This is a genomic window from Mesorhizobium sp. LNHC209A00, assembly GCF_000502915.1.
GTDB lineage: Bacteria > Pseudomonadota > Alphaproteobacteria > Rhizobiales > Rhizobiaceae > Mesorhizobium.
In genome coordinates this window covers 79,799-103,398 of the sequence record NZ_AYWT01000010.1, presented here as the reverse complement: position 1 = coordinate 103,398, position 23,600 = coordinate 79,799, and the positions used below count along the sequence as shown (strand labels likewise).

General features: G+C 59.6%; 15 protein-coding genes. 8 read left to right on the top strand and 7 right to left on the bottom strand.

Going from position 1 to position 23,600, the window contains the following annotated elements; all coding sequences use genetic code 11:
- Positions 1-59 precede the first annotated feature (59 nt).
- Positions 60-1,352 carry an L-rhamnose catabolism isomerase gene (gene rhaI / locus X739_RS144330; RefSeq protein WP_023770975.1) on the top strand — a complete coding sequence of 431 codons (1,293 nt, stop codon included), beginning with the start codon at positions 60-62 and terminating at the stop codon, positions 1,350-1,352.
- A 253-nt stretch (positions 1,353-1,605) separates the two neighbouring features.
- Entirely contained in the window at positions 1,606-3,339 is a 1,734-nt protein-coding gene (ggt, locus tag X739_RS144335) for a gamma-glutamyltransferase (protein ID WP_023770974.1), read from the top strand.
- A gap of 80 nt (positions 3,340-3,419) precedes the next feature.
- On the opposite strand, the gene X739_RS07940 is transcribed toward ggt, so the two are convergent.
- Positions 3,420-3,761, bottom strand: coding sequence for a hypothetical protein (locus X739_RS07940; protein WP_015319229.1), 342 nt, complete (start codon positions 3,759-3,761; stop codon positions 3,420-3,422).
- 3 nt (positions 3,762-3,764) lie between these two features.
- Between X739_RS07940 and X739_RS1000000168360 the strand changes: the two genes are divergently transcribed.
- A complete protein-coding gene (locus tag X739_RS1000000168360; protein WP_084056415.1) occupies positions 3,765-3,956 on the top strand; it encodes a hypothetical protein in 192 nt (63 codons plus the stop codon).
- Between the two features lie 180 nt (positions 3,957-4,136).
- On the opposite strand, the gene X739_RS144340 is transcribed toward X739_RS1000000168360, so the two are convergent.
- Positions 4,137-4,571 (bottom strand): hypothetical protein, encoded by a 435-nt coding sequence (locus X739_RS144340; protein WP_023770973.1) that lies wholly within the window; start codon positions 4,569-4,571, stop codon positions 4,137-4,139.
- Positions 4,572-4,784: 213 nt separating this feature from the next.
- Here X739_RS144340 and X739_RS1000000169445 point away from each other — a divergent pair, with 213 nt between their 5' ends.
- On the top strand, positions 4,785-5,024 hold the full coding sequence (locus X739_RS1000000169445) for a hypothetical protein (protein ID WP_156939354.1): 240 nt from the start codon (positions 4,785-4,787) through the stop codon (positions 5,022-5,024).
- A gap of 443 nt (positions 5,025-5,467) precedes the next feature.
- On the opposite strand, the gene X739_RS0134950 is transcribed toward X739_RS1000000169445, so the two are convergent.
- On the bottom strand, positions 5,468-5,800 hold the full coding sequence (locus X739_RS0134950; RefSeq protein ID WP_023795362.1) for a hypothetical protein: 333 nt from the start codon (positions 5,798-5,800) through the stop codon (positions 5,468-5,470).
- Between the two features lie 694 nt (positions 5,801-6,494).
- Positions 6,495-7,595, bottom strand: coding sequence for a RelA/SpoT domain-containing protein (locus X739_RS07950; RefSeq protein ID WP_156939913.1), 1,101 nt, complete (start codon positions 7,593-7,595; stop codon positions 6,495-6,497).
- Between the two features lie 860 nt (positions 7,596-8,455).
- On the opposite strand from X739_RS07950, the gene X739_RS144345 reads away from it, so the two are divergent.
- The gene (locus tag X739_RS144345) at positions 8,456-9,523 is read left to right on the top strand and encodes a cyclic nucleotide-gated potassium channel (protein WP_023770968.1); all 1,068 of its coding nucleotides are present in this window, start codon (positions 8,456-8,458) and stop codon (positions 9,521-9,523) included.
- Positions 9,524-9,931: 408 nt separating this feature from the next.
- Positions 9,932-11,080, top strand: a complete 1,149-nt coding sequence (locus X739_RS144350) for a porin (protein ID WP_023770967.1) — start codon at positions 9,932-9,934, stop codon at positions 11,078-11,080.
- 343 nt (positions 11,081-11,423) lie between these two features.
- Here X739_RS144350 and X739_RS144355 read toward each other — a convergent pair whose 3' ends face one another.
- From X739_RS144355 to X739_RS144365, 3 genes are all read right to left on the bottom strand, one after another.
- The gene (locus X739_RS144355; RefSeq protein WP_023770966.1) at positions 11,424-13,100 is read right to left on the bottom strand and encodes a sulfotransferase; all 1,677 of its coding nucleotides are present in this window, start codon (positions 13,098-13,100) and stop codon (positions 11,424-11,426) included.
- A 409-nt stretch (positions 13,101-13,509) separates the two neighbouring features.
- Complete coding sequence (locus X739_RS144360) at positions 13,510-15,900, bottom strand: mechanosensitive ion channel family protein (protein ID WP_245273916.1); 2,391 nt, start codon at positions 15,898-15,900, stop codon at positions 13,510-13,512.
- 363 nt (positions 15,901-16,263) lie between these two features.
- Positions 16,264-19,173 carry a glycosyltransferase gene (locus X739_RS144365; RefSeq protein WP_031252192.1) on the bottom strand — a complete coding sequence of 970 codons (2,910 nt, stop codon included), beginning with the start codon at positions 19,171-19,173 and terminating at the stop codon, positions 16,264-16,266.
- Between the two features lie 678 nt (positions 19,174-19,851).
- Here X739_RS144365 and X739_RS144375 point away from each other — a divergent pair.
- Entirely contained in the window at positions 19,852-20,517 is a 666-nt protein-coding gene (locus X739_RS144375; RefSeq protein WP_031240461.1) for a hypothetical protein, read from the top strand.
- A gap of 6 nt (positions 20,518-20,523) precedes the next feature.
- Entirely contained in the window at positions 20,524-23,589 is a 3,066-nt protein-coding gene (locus X739_RS144380) for an OmpA family protein (protein WP_023770960.1), read from the top strand.
- The last annotated feature ends 11 nt before the right edge of the window (positions 23,590-23,600 follow it).

Here is a 23,600-nt window from a genome sequence, read left to right as displayed (position 1 = left end):
GTGCCCGATGGGCGGATGAGGGGCGGTGTCAGCCGAACGCAATTTTGGGAGGAACAGCAGTGTCCGAATCCATCATCTCCGGCGACATCGTCGCCAGCAGTAACGCCGCGCGCAAGGTTGACCTCGAGCGTGACTATGCCTCGCTCGGCGAGCGCCTCGACCGCCGCGGCATCGCCATCGACTCCATCCGCGCCAAAGTCGAGAAATTCGCCGTGGCGATCCCGTCCTGGGGCGTCGGCACCGGCGGCACCCGCTTCGCCCGCTTTCCCGGCGCCGGTGAGCCGCGCGACATCTTCGACAAGATCGAGGATTGCGCTGTCATCCAGCAATTGACGCAGGCGACGCCGACCGTGTCGCTGCACATTCCTTGGGACAAGGCCGATCCGAACCGGCTGAAGCAGGCGGCCGCACGCTTCGGGCTTGGCTTCGATGCCATGAACTCCAACACCTTTTCCGACACGAAGGACCAGACGCTTTCCTACAAATTCGGTTCGCTGTCGCATGCCGATGCCGGCACGCGTCGTCAGGCGGTCGAGCACAATCTCGAATGCATCGAGATCGGCAAGACGCTGGGTTCAAAGGCGCTGACGGTGTGGATCGGCGACGGCTCCAACTTCCCCGGCCAGGTCAATTTCGCCAAGGCGTTCGAGCGCTATCTCGACGCCATGAAGGATATCTATGCCGGGCTGCCGGATGACTGGAAGCTGTTCACCGAACACAAGATGTACGAACCTGCCTTTTACTCCACCGTCGTGCAGGACTGGGGCACCAACTACATCATATCAAGGGAGCTCGGCGACAAGGCCTTCTGCCTTGTCGACCTCGGCCATCATGCGCCCAACGTCAACATCGAGATGATCGTCTCGCGGCTGATCCAGTTCAAAAAACTCGGCGGCTTCCACTTCAACGATTCGAAATATGGCGACGACGATCTCGATGCCGGGTCGATCGACCCCTATCGGCTGTTCCTGGTTTTCAACGAGCTGGTCGATGCCGAGCTGTCAGGCGCCAAGGGTTTCGACCCCGCCCATATGCTCGACCAGAGCCACAATGTCACCGATCCGATCGAAAGCTTGATGCTGTCCGCTGTGGAGGTGCAGCGCGCCTATGCGCAGGCGCTGCTGGTCGACCGAAAGGCGCTTGAAGGGTTCCAGGACGGCAATGACGCGCTGATGGCGACGCAGACGCTGAAGGCGGCTTATCGAACCGATGTCGAGCCGATCCTTGCCATGGCACGGCTGAAGACAGGTGGCGCCATCGATCCTGTCGCCGCATACCGGGCGGCGGGCTACCGCGCCAAGGTCGCGGCGGAGCGGCCAGCCGTCGCGGGTGGTTCCGGCGGGATCGTTTGAGGTAGAGCCGACCTCCCCCTTGCGGGAAGATGTCCGGCAGAGGGGACGCTGTCGCGTCGACGTCTCAGCTGATTCCAGTTACCTCATAGTCAAACCTGAACAAACGTCCGAAAGTTGGCGATCCTTCACGCCTCCTCTGCCCTGCGTCTCCCACCCCAAGCGAGCAGTCACCAACCCGTGAATGTCTTCATTGAAGATGGACTCGATCGCTCCAAGTAGCTTTTCTAGGCAAGCACCACTTGGAGAACCCGCCATGCATCTCACCCGTCGGACATTGATCGCCCTCGGCCTTTCCATCGCCTTCGCCTTTTCGTCATCGGCTTTCGCCGCGTCGCCAGCACCGGCCAAGGGCGAGAACGGCATGGTCGTCACGGCCCAGCATCTGGCTTCCGAAGTCGGCGTCGAGGTGTTGAAAAAGGGCGGCAATGCCGTCGATGCGGCTGTCGCCGTCGGATATGCCTTGGCCGTCGTCTATCCCAATGCCGGCAATATCGGCGGCGGTGGCTTCATGACCATCCGCTTCAAGGACGGCAAATCGACCTTCCTCGATTTCCGCGAGCGGGCGCCGCTTGCCGCGACCAAGACCATGTATCTGGACAAGGATGGCAACCCGGTGAAGCGCGCTAGCCTGGACGGCTATCTCGCGGTCGGCGTACCAGGCTCGGTGGCCGGTTTCGAGATGGCGCGCCAGAAATACGGCACCTTCTCCAGGCAGGACCTGATGGCGCCGGCGATCGCCTATGCCAGAGATGGGTTCGTTCTCAACCAAGGCGATGCGGCTTCGTTCGCCGGCAGCGCCGAAAGGTTGGCGAAGGACCCAGCGGCGGCGGCGGCCTTCCTCAAAACCGATGGCAAGCCCTACGGCATCGGCGAGAAGCTGGTTCAGCCCGACCTTGCCGCGTCGCTCTCAGCCATTTCCGAGAGAGGTCTCGATGCTTTTTACAAGGGCGCCATCGCCGACGCCATCGTCAAGGCGAGCGGCGCCAAGGGCGGTATCCTGGCCAAGGGTGATTTCGAACAATACGCGGTGCGCGAGTTGAAGCCCGTCACCTGCTCCTATCGCGGCTACGAGATCATCTCTTCGCCGCCGCCGAGCTCAGGCGGCGTCATCATCTGCGAAATCCTCAACGTGCTGGAAGGCTATCCACTGTCCTATCTCGGCGCCGGCTCGGCCGAGACCGTCCACGTCATGGTCGAGGCGATGCGCCACGCCTATGTCGACCGCAACTCCGCGCTCGGCGATCCCGATTTCGTCGACAACCCCGTTTCCAGGCTGCTGGACAAAGCCTATGCCAAGGACATCCGCGACAAGATCGATCCGTTCCGCGCCGGCGTGTCGCAGGATCTGATGCCGAAGGGTTTTGGCGAGTCGAAGGAGACGACGCATTATTCGATCATCGACAAGGACGGCAACGCGGTCGCGGTCACCTACACGCTGAACGGTTCGTTCGGTGCCGGCGTCGTCGCCGACGGCACCGGCATCCTGCTCAACAATGAGATGGACGACTTCACCCAGAAACCGGGCGTGCCCAACCTTTATGGCCTCGTCCAGGGCGAAGCCAATGCCATCCAGCCGAAGAAGACGCCGCTGTCCTCGATGAGCCCGACCGTGGTGGCCAAGGATGGCAAGCCGTTCATGGTCATCGGCAGCCCGGGCGGCTCGCGCATCATCACCATCACGCTGGAAGCCATCGTCAACGTGATCGACCACGGCATGAACATCCAGGAGGCGATCGACGCGCCGCGCATTCATCACCAATGGCTGCCCGATACCGTCTATGTCGAGCCGTTCGGCCTTTCGCCGGATACAGAAAGACTGCTGGCCGGGATGGGCTATCACCTCGATCTCAGCGACCAGAGCTGGGGCCAGGCGGCGGGCATTCTCGTCGGCGGCAAGAGCCTGGCGGAAATCGAGAAGGGCGGCGGCGCGCGCTACAATGGCGCCATCGACAGCCGCGCGGCATCGGGCGAAGCGCTCGGATATTGATAGGCCGCAAGACCGTTGCTTTCCGGATGAGGCCGGATTCCGCCTTTCGGAACCGGCCTCTGCCTCATGGCTCGGAGCCGTCAGGTCACCAGCGTGATGGTCGAGGCGATCAGCATCAAGGCAGCGATGCCAACGAACAGCGCATAGATGCGTGGTCGGTCGAGCAGCAGCGCGTTTCCCGATATCCAGGCCGACGTGGCGCCGCCCAGCGCGAACAGGAAGCCGTTGCGGTGGCCGAAAGTCATCGACGCGGCCATTAGCCCGCCGATGATCAGGGCGCCGAACACGATGATCACGGCGACCGCGTATTTCTCGAAGTCGTTATTGCCGATCCCTGGTCCGATCGCGTTCAAATTCGGCAGGTCGTCTGGATCGAACGGGTTCGCCGACCCGTATTCGTCTTGACCCATGGATTCTCGCATCACTTGATCTCCGCTGACCGGCAACAAACCATCAACGCCTGCCGAGCGCAACCCGATCACGCCGTGGCGGATGCGCCCGACACCGCCTTCAGCCCCTTTTCGGGATGGTTTGCTGACGGATTTTGGGAGCTGTTGCCAGATCGCGTCACCTGCCTTCTTGGGTTTGTCGCCGTCGGTCTCATCTTAAAACCTTGACTAGAAAAAGCTCATCCGCACCCACGAATTCGCCAGGGCGATGGCGGACCGCCTCGACGCGCTTCCGGGCCCGCGGGCAAGCTTCGAACGCCATGCAGGCGAAAACCACATGTCCGATCCTGCCGGTGACCGTCAAGCGGGCGGTGCAGGCGGCGTTCGCCGGTGCGGTAGAATTTCTGTTCAGCGCGCAGGCGGCAGTTCGAACAGCTTTGCGCCGGTTTCCTGGCCGCGCTCGACATAGCCGATAACGCCGAACCACCTGGCGACATCGGGCCCCTGGAGCCAACTGCGCGAGTGGATGGGAAGGTTGCCGGCAAGCGCCTGGATATGCCTGATATGCCGCTTGCAAAAACGGACGGTCGGGCCGCGGAAGAAATCCTCTTGCGCGGCGAACAGCGTATCGGCGGCGTCGCTGTTTTCATGCCAGGCGATGATCGCCACCGCCTTCTCGCCCTCGACAAGCGCATGCGCGCGGCCTTCCTTCAAATTCATCATCAGATTGTCGTAGGCGATCTTGCTGTTCTTGCCGGCCGCCGCGTACTCGTCCGACATCCGCTTCGACAGGCCATGGAAGACATCCTCGAGATCCCCAAGCGTTGCTGCGCGTGCTCTCATTTCACCTCCTGCAGCCCCGGCAGGGAGTTTGCCCTAGGGTTGTGGGATCACCAAGCAAATTGAATCCTCCACAAGCCCGGCGAAGGCAAAGTCGTTCCCTTCCATCGATCTTTGTGACAGGGCGGGCACCCGCACCAAGCTGACAGAAGGCTTCAGCCTCCCGGTTCTTTAAGATACAAGGGAACAGGAGCCTGTGGTTGCGGTTAACTGGATATGCCAGCCAAGATCCAAGAACCACCACCGAAGTCCGGCCCGCAGCCACCCGTCCGCCGGCCGGACAAGGAAGCACCGTCAGAGCCTGAGCATGTCGATCCGCCACCGCGAGACGTGCGAGAGGCACCGGCACCAAATCCCAATGGTGACAAGAAAGCCGAAGCGACGACACCGAAGGCCCTGCAACAGGCGCATGCGATTGATAGCGATCAGGTGGTCCATAAGCGCTTGGATTTTTGAAATAATGGTGCCAGAGGTGGAATCCAAGTGATGGAGATCTGCCTTTGTTTCCAAATGGTTGGCGCCCAGGCGACAGCAGGGCTAACCTACAAAAATACCAACAAAAATTTTTCTGTTGATTGGCTCGGTTCTGGAGCGGCGTCGCTCCGTTACTTGCGGGTTAGCAAGCGTTTTCGGTTCCTTTGCCATACCAGCGCCGTCAACCATCGGTCGAGATGGTAACGGACTTCCACGCTTTGATCTCATGTGCAAGGCGTTCAACCCTGTCTTGGAAAGCATCCCGATCGTCGGCAATGCACAATCCTTTTCTTGCATCACGCGACCACGTGAGGGGAAAGCCAACGACGACGTTCAATGGATGGAAGGCCAAACTTTTGTTTTGACGAAGAACTCGAGCGAGTTCGACCGTACACTCTTCATGACTTGTGGCGGTCGCTAGGCACTCACATGGCCGCGCTCAAAGTCCGCAGCTCATCGTAGGAAAGTTCATGAATCAGTGTCCAAGCAGTCGCAATCGGACATTGCCCAACATCTATAAATACCTCCCCGAAATGCGCGACGCCATGGCCAAGTACGAAACCAACCTCAGCACTCTTCGACAGACGTGAAGCGGGCGCATGCTGCCGTGCGTCTCGGTTCCGACCAACGCTCGCCAAGCTTCCGATGAAATGATACTTTGTCAGCGTCAATTGGATTGTATTCCATTGGGCATCGCGATGCTCAATAACAGGACCTACCGCGATGAGGTGCATAAGCTGGAAAGAACTGAAGACCATCGTTCCGTATTCCAGACAGCATATCGGCCGCCTGAACAGGCCAACCAGTTCCCCTAGCGGGTAACTCACGGCCAGTGCCGGGTGTGCTGGGTTCTCGATGAGAGGGGGCCGCCCCGAGTGCAAGCAGCACCTCGCCGTCGGCATCCCGGAACACGGGGCCTGCGATCCGGTGAATGCTCCCGAGGACACAATCGCCGAGTCAACTCTAGGAGCTTCACCGGCCCCTTGGTGTGACCCGGAAAAAGCCGGTTGGTTCACCTCGCGCGCCAAATTCTGCCCCAAAGCCAAAGCGCGAAAGGCCGGAGAGCTTAGTCAGAAAGAACAATCCAAGCGGTTGAGGAGGCCTTCCGTGAGCGAGAGGCTGATGAAAGCGGTAAGGATTTCAAATGGGTTATACGGCGAATTCTGTCGAGGAAGGCCAATGGTCCGGCTACTTCAAACGGAAACGACGCCTAGCCAAACCATTGTCGGGCGTTTCCAAGGACTTTCCTGCACTATGTCGCCCATACCGGGTCGCGCGAACTGTTCCGCCTCTCGGTGCTGGCAATAGCGCTCGGCGTCNTCCTGCACTATGTCGCCCATACCGGGTCGCGCGAACTGTTCCGCCTCTCGGTGCTGGCAATAGCGCTCGGCGTCGCCTTCGGCGCGGCAAAACTGTTCGGCGTCTCGCTGGCGCTGGGCGCCTTTTTTGGAGCTACCATCCGGTGCGGGATGCTTTGTATTCGACGGCCGCCTTTCCCGAGCAGATGGATTTCAGAATACGAGCGAACAATGAAACATCGCCGAAGTAATTTGGGTATATCTCGACAAGCCTTTCGACCTTGTCCACCTCAACCAAGACAGCCGTCGAATCAACCCCCCGTAGCGCGATTTTTTTCTCTATGTCTTCCAACTTCCGCGCACCCAACATAAGAGTTCGGAATGGCTGGATGGCAACGTTCCGATCCGCGCTATATTCCACCAAAAGGTGCCGAAAATTCCGCGCTGACTGTGCGACGTTCTTTGAGTGGAGAGTAAGATTCGGTATGTCTTCCAGTACACTTGTCGCACCTATACGACTGTTGATATCCCGCAATTCCCGCACTCGGTCATCGTGTTCCGGAACACCGACATGAATGGGACACTGCTCAACCTGTGCGAATTCCGCCGACATGAGTTGGAAAAGGCGTAGCCAATCCTGCTCGCCGTTTCCGTGCTTTAAATCCTGGCGCCGGAAAAGCCCGACGGCCTCAACTGCAGTTGCCCATGAGTGTTGAAGTGTGGTCCGAACTTGCAATTCGATGCGTCGTCCTTCGAAAGCCTCAGTGTCGGCATCTCTGGGTCGGTACTTGAAAACAATGTGGTGACTTCGATAGCCGTCCGGCTTCGGCTCATCGATATAGTTGAATTCCCGAGAGCGGATTTCATGGGGGAACTTGTCTCGCATCGATGCGAGAAGCAAGCGAACACTTTGGATGTCGGGCATGATCGCTCGGCAGCCGCCGATGTCGTTCATGGTGTCCAAATTGGTGGTGGACTCTCGAAGCTTCCGACAGATGGATGCCATACGCTTCGGACGCGATGCCATATCGCCCTTCAATCGCAGGGCTTTGATGTGGTGACCGACAGAGAACCGAACGCTCCGCATCGGCAGAAAGTGCGAGTCGCGCCAGCTATTGGTGATCGAGAAGATTCGCAGCGTGTCCACGTACTGGCCGGCAGTGGTGTCTTGTCCGAACTGCATAGGTTTTGCCAGCCGGTCGCCTGCGTTGCGAACGGCTTGTATGCTGTATTTAAGGCGCGGGTACTCAGTCATTGGACCACAAAGTCAAGGTAGGCCGGCTCATTCTGGACTGGGCGGGACGACTGCAAGAGAATCGGATCTATGGATCGCATCGCTTTGGACACGTCAAGTCGGTTCAGAGCGGCTGGGATCCAAGCCGCAAGACCTCGACAGGGCGTCCTCGAGTTGCGCCAGCGGTGACATCACCGGCTCCTGCGACTTGGGCGCACGCAACGTCGGAACCATGCCATTGCCGCCGCCTACGAACAGCGCCTCTCGAGTAATATGGCCCAGCCGGCAATTGCGGACCTGACCGCCGGGCTGTGGCAGAGGCCAATCCAGTCGCCGGCCCGCACCGTACTTTGGTCTGCAAGAACTTATGCCAAGCCGAACCAAAGGCACCAGCCATGGACATGGCAATCGTCAGTTTGCGCCCTTAGGCGAGAGTCTCCTGGGTGGGTGCCAAATTCCGGATCGCGCTCACCAGCGCCGATACAGCCGACCAGTTGGAAATGTTGGAGGGCCGCGTGGAAGCAGCCGATGGCACCCTGTCCACGTTTATCAGAATGAGTACGAGGCGACCCTGCAAGTGCCGGAAGGCCAGCATGAGTTTTGGCTCGACGGTATAATAACCAGCCGGCCGGGCCGCTCGATCTTCCTGCAGCCTGGCGTGCCGCACACGTTTTGGTGGTGGGGAACGGGCCGAGGAGAACCGCACGCTCGTGAAACCAGGCGGATTGAGCGTTTCTTCTTAGGTGTCGCCGGCAGCCTCACCATTGCCGCCGTCATGTACGAGGCCGGGGCTCTCTATGGCGCAGCGAAAGGTAAGCACCTTTGCGCTTGCCTTGAAGGCATCCTATCCTGGAGGAATAGCATCCGCTCGTGGGCATGGAATGTCGGTACTGCCTTTCTTGAGAATTTACGCTCCGCTGAACGCGGTGCTGGCTGCGCCTGGGCTGCTGGCTGTGGCCGCGCTCACCATGCCGGACATGTCCGGTAGAAGCAGGCTGGCACTGACTGCCGTGCTTGCGGTCATTTGGGGCGCTTATCTCCTGCAGATGGCCGAGACGCTGCTCAAGCGCTGGGCGGGAGACCTTCGCGACAGGACGCCGGCAATCGCCATTGATATGCTCGCGGTTTTGGTTCCACTCGCTGCATTTCTGCTCGAAGGCACGCCCGACCGGAGCCTCTACTGTGCCGTCTGGCTGCTCAAACCGCTGCGCGACTCGACTTTCTTCCCGGTACTGGGCAGGGTGCTGGCCAACGAAGCGCGCAACCTGATCGGCGTCACCACGCTTTTCGGCGTCGTTCTGTTCGGTGTCGCGCTCGCGGCGTATGTCATCGAGCGCGACATCCAACCTGAAAAGTTCGGCAGCATCCCCCAGGCAATGTGGTGGGCGGTGGTCACGCTGTCCACCACCGGTTATGGCGACGCCATTCCGCAAAGTTTCGCCGGTCGCGTCCTTGCTGGGGCGGTCATGATGTGCGGCATCGGCGTCTTCGCGCTCTGGGCCGGCATTCTTGCCTCCGGCTTCTATCAAGAAATCCGTCGCGAGGACTTCGTCCGCAATTGGCAATTGGTCGCCGCCGTGCCGTTGTTTCAGAAGCTCGGGCCGGCCGCGCTGGTCGAGATCGTGCGCGCGTTGAGGCCTCGCAGTTTGCCGGCCGGCGCCGTGATCTGCCGCAGGGGCGAGACCGGGGACCGGATGTTCTTTGTTGTGGAGGGGCGGGTGAGCGTCGTGATGTCGAACCCCGTGGAGCTTGGCCCTGGCGCCTTCTTCGGCGAGATGGCGCTGATGAGCGGCGAACCGCGTACGGCGACCGTCAGCGCAGTGACGGCGGTCTCGCTCCTGTCGCTGCACGCGGCGGATTTCCAGATGCTATGCAGCAGCAGCCCGGAAATCGCGGAAATTATCCGCAAGACCGCGCGCGAGCGGCACGGCGCGGCACCGACGGCTTGACCTACCACGGTGTTCGTCAGGAGGAGGACGCGATGGCAAGGCTGCCCAACTGCCTGTCGGCGGATCCGCGGCAATTCCTTGGCAGATGAGCCAGTCCTTGCCATGATTCCGTCGGCCGATCGCCGGATTAGGCCGGAGACCGGCGGTCGCGGCTGGCGCAATGGTTAACGAGAGCTTTCCAAGTGAGGCCAAATCGTGACGTTTCTGCAACACAGGTCGGGGATAGCAGCCGAACTGTCCTTTCGCCGGTACGATCGTTGTTGAACGCCGCCGGCTCATGGGTAATGTCGAATTTGAAGGAGCGGCGCGGTGCGCATCTTTTTCGGTAGTGGGGATGGGGCAGGGAACGCTGTCCTTCAGCAAAGAATACCCAGACCCGTTTTTTAACTTTTGACTGGAGGTCAGAAAATGAACATCAAGAGCCTTCTTCTCGGCTCCGCTGCGGCCCTGATCGCAGTTTCCGGTGCGCGCGCCGCCGACGCCGTCGTCGTCGCCGAGCCGGAGCCCGCTGAATACGTCAAGATTTGCGACGTCTACGGCGCTGGCTACTTCTACATCCCCGGCACCGAAACCTGCCTGCGCATCGGCGGCTATATCCGTTACGACATCGGCGTCGGCGACGTCGGTTCGTTCGACGGTGCGACAAGCGCCGATCACGAGGACGGCGGCAGCAACGACACCTTCTACAAGCATGCCCGTTTCTCGCTGAAGACCTGGACCGGCCAGGAAACCGAACTCGGCACCTTGAAGACCTATACCGAGACCCGCTTCAACTTCCAGAACAACAACCGTGACTCGGGCAGGCTCGGAACGCTCAATACTGCTGCCAACGGCGACACCGTCTCGCTGAACTTCGCCTGGATCCAGCTCGGTGGTCTCCGCGTCGGTAAGGACGAATCGGCCTTCGATACGTTCATCGGCTACGCCGGCAACGTCATCCAGGATACGTTGGTTCCCTATGGCGGTTTCGACACCAACGTGGTGCAGTACTACTTCGACGCCGGCAACGGCTTCTCGGCCGTCGTCTCTCTCGAAGAAGGCTCGGGCTCGGACACGATCGACAGCTACGTTCCGCATGTCGTCGGTGGTGTGAAGTGGACGCAGGGCTGGGGCGCGGTCACTGGCGTCATCGCTTACGACAGCAACTATGAAGAAGTCTCCGGCAAGGTTCGCTTGGACGTGAACGCCACCGACCAGATTTCGCTCTTCATCATGGGCGGCTACGGCTCCGACGACAACCTGACGGACGGCACCTGGGCGTTCCCGGCTGGCGGTCGCGGCTTCTACAAGCCGTGGAGCGGCAATTGGGCAGTCTGGGGCGGCGGCACCTACAAGTTCAACGAAAAGACCTCGTTCAACCTCCAGGCGTCGTATGACGAAGGCAAGAACATCGGCATCGCCGCGAACGTTGCCTATGACATCGTTCCCGGCTTCACGATCACGGCCGAAGTCGACTACTCGCATCTCGGCGACGACTCCGTGTCGAACTGGACGGGTATTACTCCTGGCGATGACGACGCAATCGGCGGCATGCTTCGCTTCCAGCGCTCGTTCTAACAGGCGCTGCCTTATTAAAATCGAAAACCCGGCGGGCAACCGCCGGGTTTTTTCATGTCGTCTGTATGGAACATTGGACAGCCGATGGCATGGCCGCCCGCCTGCTACCACGCTTGCAGACGTGGAAGAACAACCCTCGCAGCGAAAGGAAAGGAGGAAGCCAAACTGTTGGCAAGTGACGCGCGAAACGGCGGGAGGCTTTGTGGCCAGGATACGCCGGCGGGAAAGGGGAAGGAACGCGGCGTTCAGCCTGAGGAAAGCCTGTCAGACTGGTCTATCGGCGGAAAGCGTCGCCGGCGGGATTGGGTGCAACCAAAATGCGCGCAGCATCAGGCACTACCGGTCAAATCTCAGCAAGATCGCCCAAGGCTTCGATCAACGGCTGAATCTCGCTTTCGTAATTCTTCCAACGCTTGACGGACGACGTATAGATCGGCTGGCGGACCTGCCAATTGCTGTAGGTGTTTACGGAGCCGCCTTTGTCAAAAAAGCGCAGGCAGGCATCGTCCCACGGCAATCCGAGATAATCCATGAGCCGGCGCGACTGCTCCTCCTGATTTTCGATCAACGTCTCGTAGCGATTTTCGAAAATACGACCCGGGAAAACCTTGTCCCAATGCCGCATCAAGCGATCATACTCCCTGTAGTAATGCCCCAGCGTCTCAAGATCGGCACTGTAGCTGTGGGCTTTATTGAACTGCAGGACGAAACAGGAGATGCAATTATCGATAGCGTCGCGACGACAATGAATGATACGCGCTTTGGGGAAAAGAAGGCCAACCAGGCCAATCAGCTCGAAATTGTGAGGCATCTTGTCGACAATTCGCAGCGAGTCGGGAGCCCGCTCGCGCAGATAAGCAAGGTGCTCTTCGGCCAAAGTCCTGGTCAGATCGGGAGTAATCGTCGCGATGGATTGGCCGAAGTTCACGCTGGAGCGGTCTGCGACACCGAGTCCATTGGCTGTTCGCCTAAGTTTGCTGAGCTCGCCGGCGCCATGAACATTGGGGTGACTGGCACAGATCTGCTCTGTTAATGTCGTGCCCGAACGAGGCATGCCCACGACGAATACAGGCGCCTCCGAGGGATTGCCGTACGCGGCTCTTGAAGCCACCAGTTCCGGCGTGAAGGTTGCGATCATGCCGTCGACCCAGCGGCGGTAAGATCGCAGATCGAATGTATGGCCCCCGGCTTCATTCCCCTTCTTAAAGTGATCCATCGCCTCCTTATAGCGACGGAGGTCGTTGAGAACCTTTCCTGCGGCGTGATGGAGCGCTGCCGCTCCCTCCGGCCCATGGCCCGGGTCTTGAAGCTCCGTCAGGATTGCCCCGAGTTCTGGCGGCTCTTCAGCGAATTTGCGCGTGCGTACAAGCGCGTTGTGGGCAGCCGGTACCGCGATGCGCCGTTCTATTGCCTCTTTCAGATGAACCGCGGCTTCGTCCATACGGCCGAGGCTTGCGAGCGCGCGGGGCAACCCCATCCGGGCTACGGGATGATCTCGGTCGATCCTGAGCGCCTTTTCGAAGAGCGGCAGCGCCATCTCCCCCTTGTCAAACGCATTGTAGGCATCGCCCAAGGCGCAAAGCGCTTCCACCAGATCCGGCTTCAAGTCCAGGGCGTACTGAAAGTGCTTGATCGCCGGCGTAAATTCGCTGACCTTCAAATAGGTCTCGCCGAGGCTAAGATGGTAGTAGGGATTCTGCGGATCCTCTGCCACCGCCCGAGCAAAGTACCGCAGTGACTTTTCGTTATCGAAATCGAGCCCGAGCGTTCCCAGGATATACAGGGCCAGCGGATGGTTGGGCGTGCGAGCCAGGACCCTATGGCACAGTTCCTCAGCCTCGGACAGACATCCGGCCTGCTGCAACTCGAGCGCCTGCCGTAAAAGCAAGTCGTCGGCGTGGCTGCGGTGGGGGCCTGCCTTGGACTGCGCGTTGGATAACGCAGCCTTCGGTGATGCCGCCTTCGGCGAGGGTGGGGTCCGCAGGTGCTTTGCCCATGCGGGCGGCAATCGGTTGCTCATCCTGTTTCGCTAGCAAAAGGGGCTTGGAGAATCCAGCCTCAATAGCCGTTTTGCGCAGAGCGCTGGCGTCGCCCCATCGATTTGCCCATTCTTCCGGATCGACCCTTATCGGATTTCCGTGCCGCGCTATGAGGTAGTAACGTAGCTCCCTCCGCACTGCCAAGACGATCCGGTGATCACAAGTTTTGGCGCGTCTCAATCCATTCATGGGATGCGATATAAGCAACCACCTGCAAACCTCGCCGCGATGTCTCGGCCAGGTCACGGCGCTCCTTCCACCGAACTCGTGGACGCCAGGCGTCGGCGCCGGCGGCACTGTGGAGACAGGATTGCCGGTTGCACGAGGCGCGCACGAACCCTGTCGCTTAGTGGCGATCCCCGACGTTGGTCCGGTGACGCCGCTCTTTCCTTATTCCGTCGTGCTGGCTTTTTTTCTGCGACGAATGGTGTGCGATTGCGCGACGGCCATTTTCAACGCGGGTGTGATGTCCAACGGCGCATTCCCTGCCCCATGTGGAGTCTGTAGCCCCTGGACCTGGACGGTCGGGAATGGGAGTTCGATGCCCTGCTCCTTGAAGACTTGGCGGAGGCGTACGTAGAATTTGCGTTTCATACCAAAGGCGCCTCCCGGCCTGGTTGTGGCCTTGACCCTCAATACGATGCCGTATTCGCCAAACTCCTGTACGCCCTGCATCTTGATCGGGTCGAGCACCCAGTGCTTGAACTCGGGATCTTCCGCCAATTCGAGGCCGATCCGCTTGATCAGCTTGCGAGCGAATTCGATATCGGTGTCATAGCCGACGGTGATGTTGAATTTGTCGATAACCCAGTCACGGCTCTGGTTCTGGACGGCCCCGAGTTCACCGAAAGGTATGGTGAACAGCGGACCCCGATGGTGGCGCAGCTTCACCGAGCGCAGGGAAAAGCTTTCCACGGTACCCTTGTAATTGCCCGAGGAAATATATTCGCCGACACGAAACGCGTCGTCGAGCAGAAAAAACACGCCCGAAATGATGTCTTTGACGATGGTTTGTGCGCCAAAGCCCACCGCGACGCCGACAACGCCAGCGCCAGCGATCAGTGGGCCGATTTGGATACCCAGCGAGGCTAGCATCATAAGCGCTGCCATAACGATGATCGATGCGAGCAGGATGTTCTGGAGGATCGGCAACAGCGTGTGCAGCCGCGCCTGCTGCGGATCTAGCATCGGGACCTCTTCGTCGCTGATCACAGGGTGTGGCGTTTCGATGCCCAGCTTTCGTTCGATCAAGGCTTTGATGATCGACCAGCCGAAATCGGCTGCGAGGGCAATGACGACGACATTGATCAGGCCGCGCAATATGAAGGTCGTCGTCGTATCGCTGCCGCGCATGGATTGCATGTCCAGACCCCAGACACGCGCGAGAAAGTAAGCCGCAGCCAGGATGAAAATCATTCGGATTCCGCGATCGATGACAGCGATCGCCACCGCCGGGATCGTAGGCCGGCCAAGATCTACCGAACCTGGTCGCAGGACGAAGTTAACCCCGCGCTGCGTCGTCACGATTGCCAAAGGCAGGAAGAGTGCGGCGAAGGTAAACCAGAAGTATACATAAAGGCCCGCGATGCGCTGCAGGAACAGGACGAGGAAATAAGCCGTCAATAGCCATGTCGCTTCCGTGTGACCGCTGTCGCGCGCACCGTCTCGCCGCGTTCTTGGCCGACGCCAAATGGCCACCAGCAAGAGCAACAGCAGCACGAAATCAGCGCCCAGCGACAGGACCATCATGCCGTCCTGATCGATGCCGAGACCTGGCAAGAGGATGAACGCGGCGCCGAAGAAGGCGAAGACGCCAACGATCCGGGGTACCCAATAAGACCAATGGTCAGCCGCTTCATTGGTGATCGGCAAAGCACGAACCTCGACGGCGTTCTCGACGTTCATGAAGGAAGGGACGAGCATGGCCATGACGTACATGCGCACCCCCCATGTAACGACTGCCGCCATCAAAAATGTCAGTACAATCTCGCGGATAAGCATTGGCCAGTCGAACAGCATGAACGCGCCGGCGCTGCCCAGTGCGAACGAGACGATCAGCATGCTGGAGTAAAGCGTGCGGCCACCAATCTTCTTGGCCCGCCCAACGGGCGTATCCTTCGGTTGCGCGATAATCCAGAGACGAAATGGGCGGCTCAACTTGTACGTTGCCCAAGTAAGCGCCAGGCCGGCAGCGATGAACATCGCAATCAGCAAGAGTACCCCGGCAGATCCCTTGCTGGACATATCCTCCATGGTCTCTACCCGAACGCGCGCGAACTGACCCGGCAGCAGGGGCAAAGTTCGCACGATTCTTCCGATATGATCCCTGATCATATCGAGCGTCGAGGATGCCATCGTATTCATCTGGCCTGATGCGGCGGCGGCGCCGGACGATGCGTCGGCCGGAGAAGCTCCTGCCCCGGCAGGCGCTCTCGTTGACCCGGCGTCCTGATTTCGCTGTTGAGCCATCCAGGCCTTCACTGACGCATCGTCGAGCAGTTCGAGTAGCTGTTTGACCCTTTCAGGCGGGACGGTCGCCGGCGCCTGCGCCTGCGCTGGACCAGCCAACAAGAGGGCGATTCCAAAGATGAGCTGCCTGGCAACCAGGACGAACATCGCGCCAAGGTGTCGGAGAGGTTGTGTCGGGCGCGCCAGGTTCCTGGTTCCCAATCGTCCAATGATGAGACGCATCGTGCTGTTAACCTTCCGGTCAAATCGGCAAGCAACGACATCCATGCCCGCCATTGCTCCTAGGTTGAAGGAGCCGATGTTGTGGTACAAGAGTCCACCGTTCAAGCTAGACAATTGCGTAGGGTGTGGTCACGCAAATCAGTCATGTGATCCGCAATTCAAAGACGCTGGGCGTTACGGGGCTTCCAGTAGAGCAGAACGCGCGTATGCCGCGTTGCGCACCGCCGGCCGAGACTATGTGATGGAAATCTGGGACCCTCACACAGGCTATACACATCAGGGCAGCCAAAAGCATCACCGTGTGCGTCTATCCCCGCATAACGCGATAGACAGCCGCATCGACCTCTACACCTCGAAGAGGCGCATCGAAAGCGACAATGCGTGGCCCGGCAAGGGGTCGCTCACGCCTGGCGCGGAATAGAGCGCTTGGGAGATGCTGACATTGTTTATCGTTCAAACCAGCAGGGCCTCGATGGTAGCAACAAAGTGGTCGAGCGAGCGATCCCCGCGAATCTCGATGCGCGGAAGGTCGATGGGGTCGCTATTAAGGTCCGCCGGTCCGTGTCTGCCGCCGAAGCCGATCCGGTAGCCGCACTCCTTGGCCAGCCTGCCGAGCCGTCGGTCGGTGACAGAGAAGGGTGCCGCGAAGGCCGTGGTTGGCCGGCCGGTCCACCGTTCGACGAACATACGAGAGCGCAGGAGCTCGGCGGCCAAATCAGAGCTCGACAGACCATCGATGGCGCGGTGCGTCGCCAGATGGCTTCCGAAGAACGCACCTTCGGCGGCGAGACGTCGCACCGTTCCGGCGTCCATAAGCCGCGTCGGCGGACCGCTGACGGCGTCCCATTTTGCACTTTCACCCACCAAGTCCGTCACCAGGAACACTTCGGCGGTCAAGTCGTGCGCACGCAAGATCGGCCAGGCATGGTCGGCAAAGTTCTGGAAGCCGTCATCGAAGGTGATGAGCACCGGGCGGCCGGCGAAAGGCTCACGGTTCGCGATGGACCATTCCAGTTGCTCGGACATGACCGCGTGAAAGCCATTTGCGCGCAACGATGCCATCTGGCTCGCGAAAGCGGCGGGCGTGAGCCGGAAACGGGCGAGCGCGGCCGGACCTTCATCGGCGACGCTGTGATACATGAGGACAGGGATACGTTGCCGCCGCTCGCTACGAGCGACGGCGCGGCGCAAGACCCGTGCCCCGCCCCAGACAATGTTTCGCGCGACCCCGATGCCGATGGGTGCGCGGACCGGCACGTGATCAATCACCGGCTCCGTCGCCACGTGGTCCGGCGACAGGCGGCGGAAGCGGTCTATGCGATAGAGTTCGGTCTGGATCGATTGCGCAAGGACGAGACCTTCGGTCTCTGCGAAGGTTTGCGAGATCGTTTGTGCGCCGAATGTGTTCCAGTCGAAGCCCGTCCTTTCAATATTGTCGCGTAGCACGAATGCGTGTGCGTTGATGAAACTGCCGCCAGGCGCCAGTGCCTCAACGAATTTTTTGGCGATGCGCCGCAAGCCGGCGAGATCATCTAGGTAGTAGAGCACTTCCGAACAGACGATCAGATCCATCTCGCTGGGCAGCGTGTCCGCAAAAAAATCCAGTACGCCGAACTCGACATTCGGCTGGTCCGAGCAGCGCGCGCGCGCCCGTTCGATGGCTACGGCGGAAATGTCGGTGGCGGTCAAATGGCCCACTCGGGGCGCCAGTTGTCGCGTGAAATGGCCTTCCGCACAGGCCAGTTCAAGCGCCCGTCCTATGGGACCGGCGGGCAGAATTTCGAGCTGCCGCTCATATTTTTCCTGCTCGTAGGGCGAGCTGTAGTTCCAGGGATCCTCTGTCGCGAAATAGCGGTTCCAGAACGACGTACGATCCTTGTCGTGGCCATCCGAGGCCGGTGCACGGCGCGGCGCTGGAAGCGGCTGCGTGGCTTGGGCGCTCGACCGAACCATTTCCCGCGCTTCCGAGACCAATTGCGCGAGTCTGCCGAAGTGGCTGTCCGGATCAGGCTGGCGTTCCGCTGTGGGCGACAGTGCCTCGGCTGCAAGCGTGTTTGACGTATCAGCACCGTCCCTTTGTGGTTTGAAATTCGGGATCAGTTCAATCCAATGGCGCCTTGTTACTTTCCCGAGTACGCCGAACTGCACGACAGCCTCGATCTGGTCGTCCATTATCAGGTGTGCATAGATTTGATCGACTCCTTCCGGAAGCTCGGTCCAGGTCGGATTTTGAGCGTCGACACGAATTCCGAGTGTCCGCGCCAGCCTGCGAGGAGCGGCAAGATCGTCGGCATCGAGCAGCATTTGCTCGAGATGATACTGGACGCGACGACCCGCGACCGGATCGCCCCAGATCTTGCCGAGTTCGACGATCAACTCGGTGAGGGCGCCGCCAAACCTGTCCCACCGGGCAGCCAAATGCGCTGGCACCGATAGGCTTCCTACCATCAGGCCATCGAAGGCCACCTTGGCGATCTCGCGCGCCCACTTACGCCCTGCCGGGAGCGCGAGCAGGGATTGCGGGTTGATCCAGCTGCCGCCGCTGCCGCAATCCGACGCAGCGTTCCACAAAGCGAACCACGCCAGTGCTTCGGAAGCGGTGCGGTCGTCCGCCGAGATCGCCCCATTGGCATGCGCCGGCGCTGGGTGCTTGACCCTGGGGTCGGTGGAAAAGCCGCGGGCGATAACGATTTCCGCGTCTGCCAGCATCTGCTTCGAATTGCGGGTAAGCGCGTTGGGGCTGGTCCGATAAAAGGCGAGCGGCTCGTCGACCATCACCCAGTTTTTGCCGAGACGTGCGACGCGCTGCCACAGATCCCAGCCCTCGCAGGTGCAAAGCGACGCATCAAAACTGCCCAACTCGACGACTGTCGCGCGATCGACCAGCAGCGCGTGAGTGGCGATGGCACACCGGCGGGCGAATGTTTCGAAGGGCTGGGTTGCGATCTCGGGGGCAATGCTCGCCGGGGTCAGCGCGCCATCGGGCATCACGCGCCGCGCGCCGCAATAGCAAGCCACTGCATCGGGAGCGGCTTTCAGTGCAGCCAGCATTTTTGTAAGGAAGCTGGCATCCAGCCAGTCATCGGCATCCAGGAACATCAGCCAGTGGCCGCGCGCCGCCGAAATCCCGTTGTTACGTGCGCCGGCGGGGCTATTCGCGCAAGAATTCAAGGTCCGAAATCGGGCATCTTGTTCCACATAAGCCGCGATGATCGCGGGGGTGCGGTCCGTGGAGGCGTCGTCGACGATGATCGCCTCCCAATCCGCGGTTTCCTGATCGACAAGGCAATCGAGTGCGCGCGTCAGCGTTACCTCCGCGTTGTGCGCAGGAACTACGATCGAAACCAATGGATTATGCGCCACGTGTCTCACCCGCGCCTGGTTCGTTCAGGTAGAACAAATGCGTTGATCTTTGTCGGCGCAAGCCGTCGCGATCAACCCCGATCCATTCGAGCCCATCGTCGACCATAACTATATCCAATATCCGGTAGGTCTGCCGGCGGATGCCGGCATGCATTGTGCCGAATGTTTTGCTCGACATTGAACATCGATACCACACCGCCTTGCGGTAGCATTATTCTGGATCATCGAGCTTTCGTCTTCTTCGGAGAGTCACCGAATGTCAAAACCGGATAACGGCATCGGATGGCTGCACTGCCCTGTCAAGATCGGGGCCGATTAGGGCAAGAAAAAAGACTTCGAGACAGGCTTGAATGGCAAAGCGCACATGCCCGACACCTTAGATCTGCGGCCTCACCAAAAAAGATGATCGCGGGCGAAGACGCGAGGGCAAGCTGATCCTGATCGAACTAATCGGAACCGCGGCCGTGCGAGCGCGCCGCGGTTGCTGATCATGGCGCCGCCAATCTACGCGCATGATGGCGCAAAAGGGTCTGTTCACGGGGCAGATTGTCGAGCTCGAGCCGCATGTCAAATTTACGCGTGACCGGCTTAGGCGAATTCCGGCTTGCGAGCCGGGTATTTTGCTGACATCTTTACTAGTCGCTAAATTAGCACGCTGTTTAAATGAAGGGTATAGGGATGGCCAAGGAATCTTCGAGTACCGCTTCTCCGGCAAATAAAGCGGACGGAAATCTGACAAGTAATGCGGACGCAAACGGGCTCGCATTCATGGCGGGTCAGGCGCGCGAGAGCGGGACCCCCGGCGACGCTGTAGGTGTCGACAAGATTCGGGATCTGCTGTTCGGCAACCAGATGCAAGACTATGACCGCCGCTTTTCCAAGCTTGAAGAACGGGTCTTGCAGCGCTTCAAGGATGTCGAATCCGAGGCCAAGCGCAATCTTGAAATGTACGAGTCAAATGCGAAAAAGCAGATCGACTCGCTTGCGGCGCAGTTGCGGAACGAAAAAGACGCGCGAGCCGACGCCGACAAGGAGATTGACCGAAATCTTCGCGAACAAAATCAGGCGCTTGAAAAGCAGGTGCGCGCATTGTCTGATCAATTGAACGAGCTTGAGCGCGAAATTGCCGACCGGATAAATCGAAACGATCATTTGCTGCGTGAGGAAATCAAGCAAAAGAATGAAGGCATTCAGATGCTGATGGAAAAAATGTTTTCCGATCTCGGCAACGTCAAGACCGACCGAAATCTTTTGGCTGGCCTGTTCGTCGAGGTTGCAAAATGTCTGAATCAGGATCCAGTCGGCAGCAAGAACAACTCGGACCGTAGCTGGAAAGTGAGTTGATCGGATTTGACGTCCACCGTCGACCCAATCAGCCTTCCACAAAGAACAGCCTCGAACGATACAGAGATTGATCGCGAGGCTCTGGCCCGTCTTTTGATCGAAATCGCCCGGAACGTTGATCCGGACTACCGTGCGCGTCTCGACGGAGTTCCAACCGCCGATCCTCGCATGGAAACTCTGCGCCAGTTGCTGGTCAGCCGCGAAATTTCAGAGCTTTCACGAGTTACGCATCTGCTTGACGAGCCCGAGCAGCTTGCGGCAGCAGTGGGCGACGTGCTTCCCAGTGCGGCCGCACGAGCGCCTCATGCGCAGCTCGGCGAGGCGCTTGCGCCGGCTGTCGAAAGGGCTGTGCAACGGTCGATTCAGAAGAGCCCGCGCACGCTGACGGATATATTATACCCTGTGTTTCTGCCGGCAATTCGCAAGTCGATCGGGGAAAAGATCGATCAGACCTTTCAGTCGCTGAATGAAACCTTAAGGCATATATTTACCTGGCATGGGCTCAAGTGGAGACTTGAATCTTGGAGAACCGGAGCCAGCTTCTCGGAAGTTGTGCTTAAGCATTCGCTTGTCTATCGTGTTGAGCACGTCTTTCTGATTAACAGAACTTCTGGACTTTTGATAGCGCATGTAGCTGCCGACAATGCGACGAGCGAAGATCCTCAACTTATTTCTTCTATGCTGAGTGCAATTCAAGACTTTGTGAAGGACTCATTCAACGAGAAAGAACAAAGCGGCCTTGACACTATTCGTTTTGGCGACCTTCGACTCTGGTCAGAGGTAGGACCGTTTGCGACCCTAGTCTCGGTGATCCGAGGAAACCCCCCAGAAGGATTGCATGAAATAGTTCGCGATGTATTGCTTCGTGTTCATGAGGAATACTCGCAGGCTTTAATGGAGTTTGACGGCGACGGTTCGCAGTTGGCCGGCATAGAGGCGCAGTTGCAGACCTGCGTCGAGCTAAAGCAGGAGGAATCAAACCAGAGATTTCCGTGGCTGGTGGTGGCCCTGGGCCTGCTGCTGATGGTTCTGGCAGGCGGTTGGTTCTTTATTTCATGGCAATCCGGGCAGCGCTGGCAGGCTTATGTGTCGCGACTGGAGAGCCAGCCGGGCATCATCGTTGCCGAACAAAAGATACGCGATGGCCAATACTATATTGCCGGCCTGCGAGACCCGCTTGCCGCCGACCCGCAAGCCCTGTTGTCGGGGACGCAGGTTGATCCTGCCCGGGTCCACTCCCAGTGGCAATTCTATCAAAGCCTTGAACCGGAGTTCGTGCTGAAGCGACTGACGGCGACGCTGGCTCCGCCGGAGTCAGTACGACTTGCCATCGTCGATAGTCGCATCGTTGCCGAGGGTGAGGCTCCCGACACCTGGATCGACCGGGCGCGCGCCGCGGCTCGAGAGCTTTCGGCAGGCGGACCGGAATTCGATATCGCAAGCGTCCGCGATGTAAGCCCCGAAGCACGCGCGGCAGAGCACTGGCAAGCTTACGTGTCGCGACTGGAGAGCGAGCCGGGCATCATCGTGTCCGAACAAAAGATACGCGATGGCCAATTCTATATTGCTGGGCTGCGAGACCCGCTTGCCGCCGCCCCGCAAGCTCTGCTGTCTGGAACGCAGGTTGATCCTGCCCGGGTCCATTCACAGTGGCAATTCTATGAGAGCCTCGAACCGGAGTTCGTGCTGAAGCGACTGACGGCGTCGCTGGCTCCGCCGGGGTCAGTGCGACTTGCCATCGTCGATAATCGCATCGTTGCCGAGGGCGAGGCTCCCGACACCTGGATAGATCGGGCGCGCGCCGCGGCCCGACAGCTTTCGGCGGGCGGACCGGAATTCGACATCTCCAAGATTCGTGATGTAAGCCCCGAAGCACGCGCGGCGGAGCACTGGCAAGCTTACGTGTCGCGACTGGAGAGCCAGCCGGGTATCATCGTCGCTCAACAAACGACTAGGGGCGGCCAATTCTACATTTCCGGCCTGAGAGACCCGCTTGCCGCCGACCCGCAAGCCCTGCTGTCTGGAACGCAGGTTGACCCTGCCCGTGTTCGTTCGCAGTGGCAATTATATCAAAGCCTTGAACCGGAGTTCGTGTTGAAGCGGCTGACGGCGACGCTGTATCCGCTGAAATCGGTTCGGCTTTCGATCGTCGATAATCGCATCGTTGCCGAGGGTGAGGCTCCCGACACCTGGATAGATCGCGCGCGCGCCGCGGCCCGACAGCTTTCGGTAGGCGGACCGGAATTCGACATCTCCAAGGTTCGTGATGTAACACCCGAAGCACGCGAGGCGGAGCACTGGCAGTATTATGTGGCGCGACTTGAGGCCCAATCGGGAATCATCGTCGCCCAACAAACGATCAGGGGCGGCCAATTCTACATTTCCGGCCTGAGAGACCCGCTTGCCGCCGACCCGCAAGCTCTGCTGTCTGGAACGCAGGTTGATCCTGCGCGCGTTCATTCACAGTGGCAATTCTTTCAGAGCCTCGATCCAAAGTTCGTGGTGAAGCGGCTCACGGCGTCGCTCTCCCCGCCGAAATCGGTTCAGCTTTCGATCATCCAAGGTCGCATCCTAGTCGTGGGGGAGGCTCCTGCGGCCTGGATCAACCGGGCGCAGGCCGCCGCCGAACAGCTTTCGGCGGACGGAGTGGTTCTGGATGTCTCGCAGCTGCGCGAAATGAACCTTGAAGAACTCAACTATTTGAGAGAGGCCATCCAGACGACCGACATCTTCTTCTCTTCCGGCAAAGTTGTGCCCGGGCCAGAGCAACTGCCGGTTCTCGACAGGCTGGCGGATCAGATCAAGGAATTCGCCGAAAATGCCCGCAAGTCAGGCGTCACGGCGCGGTTCATGTTGACCGGGCATTCGGACGCCACGGGCCGTGAAACGGCCAACGCGTCGATCAGTGCAGCCCGCTCCGAGACAGTTCGTGCGCTTCTCAACAAACGCGGTGTCGCGCCGGAACTGCTGCTGGTTCGGGGCGCGGGCACTTTTGAGCCGCTGGTGCCTGAAAACAGTCAAGCCGGGAGCTCCAGCAATCGCCGGGTTTCGATTTCGGTAAACCTGGACTAGTGGAGCCCAAG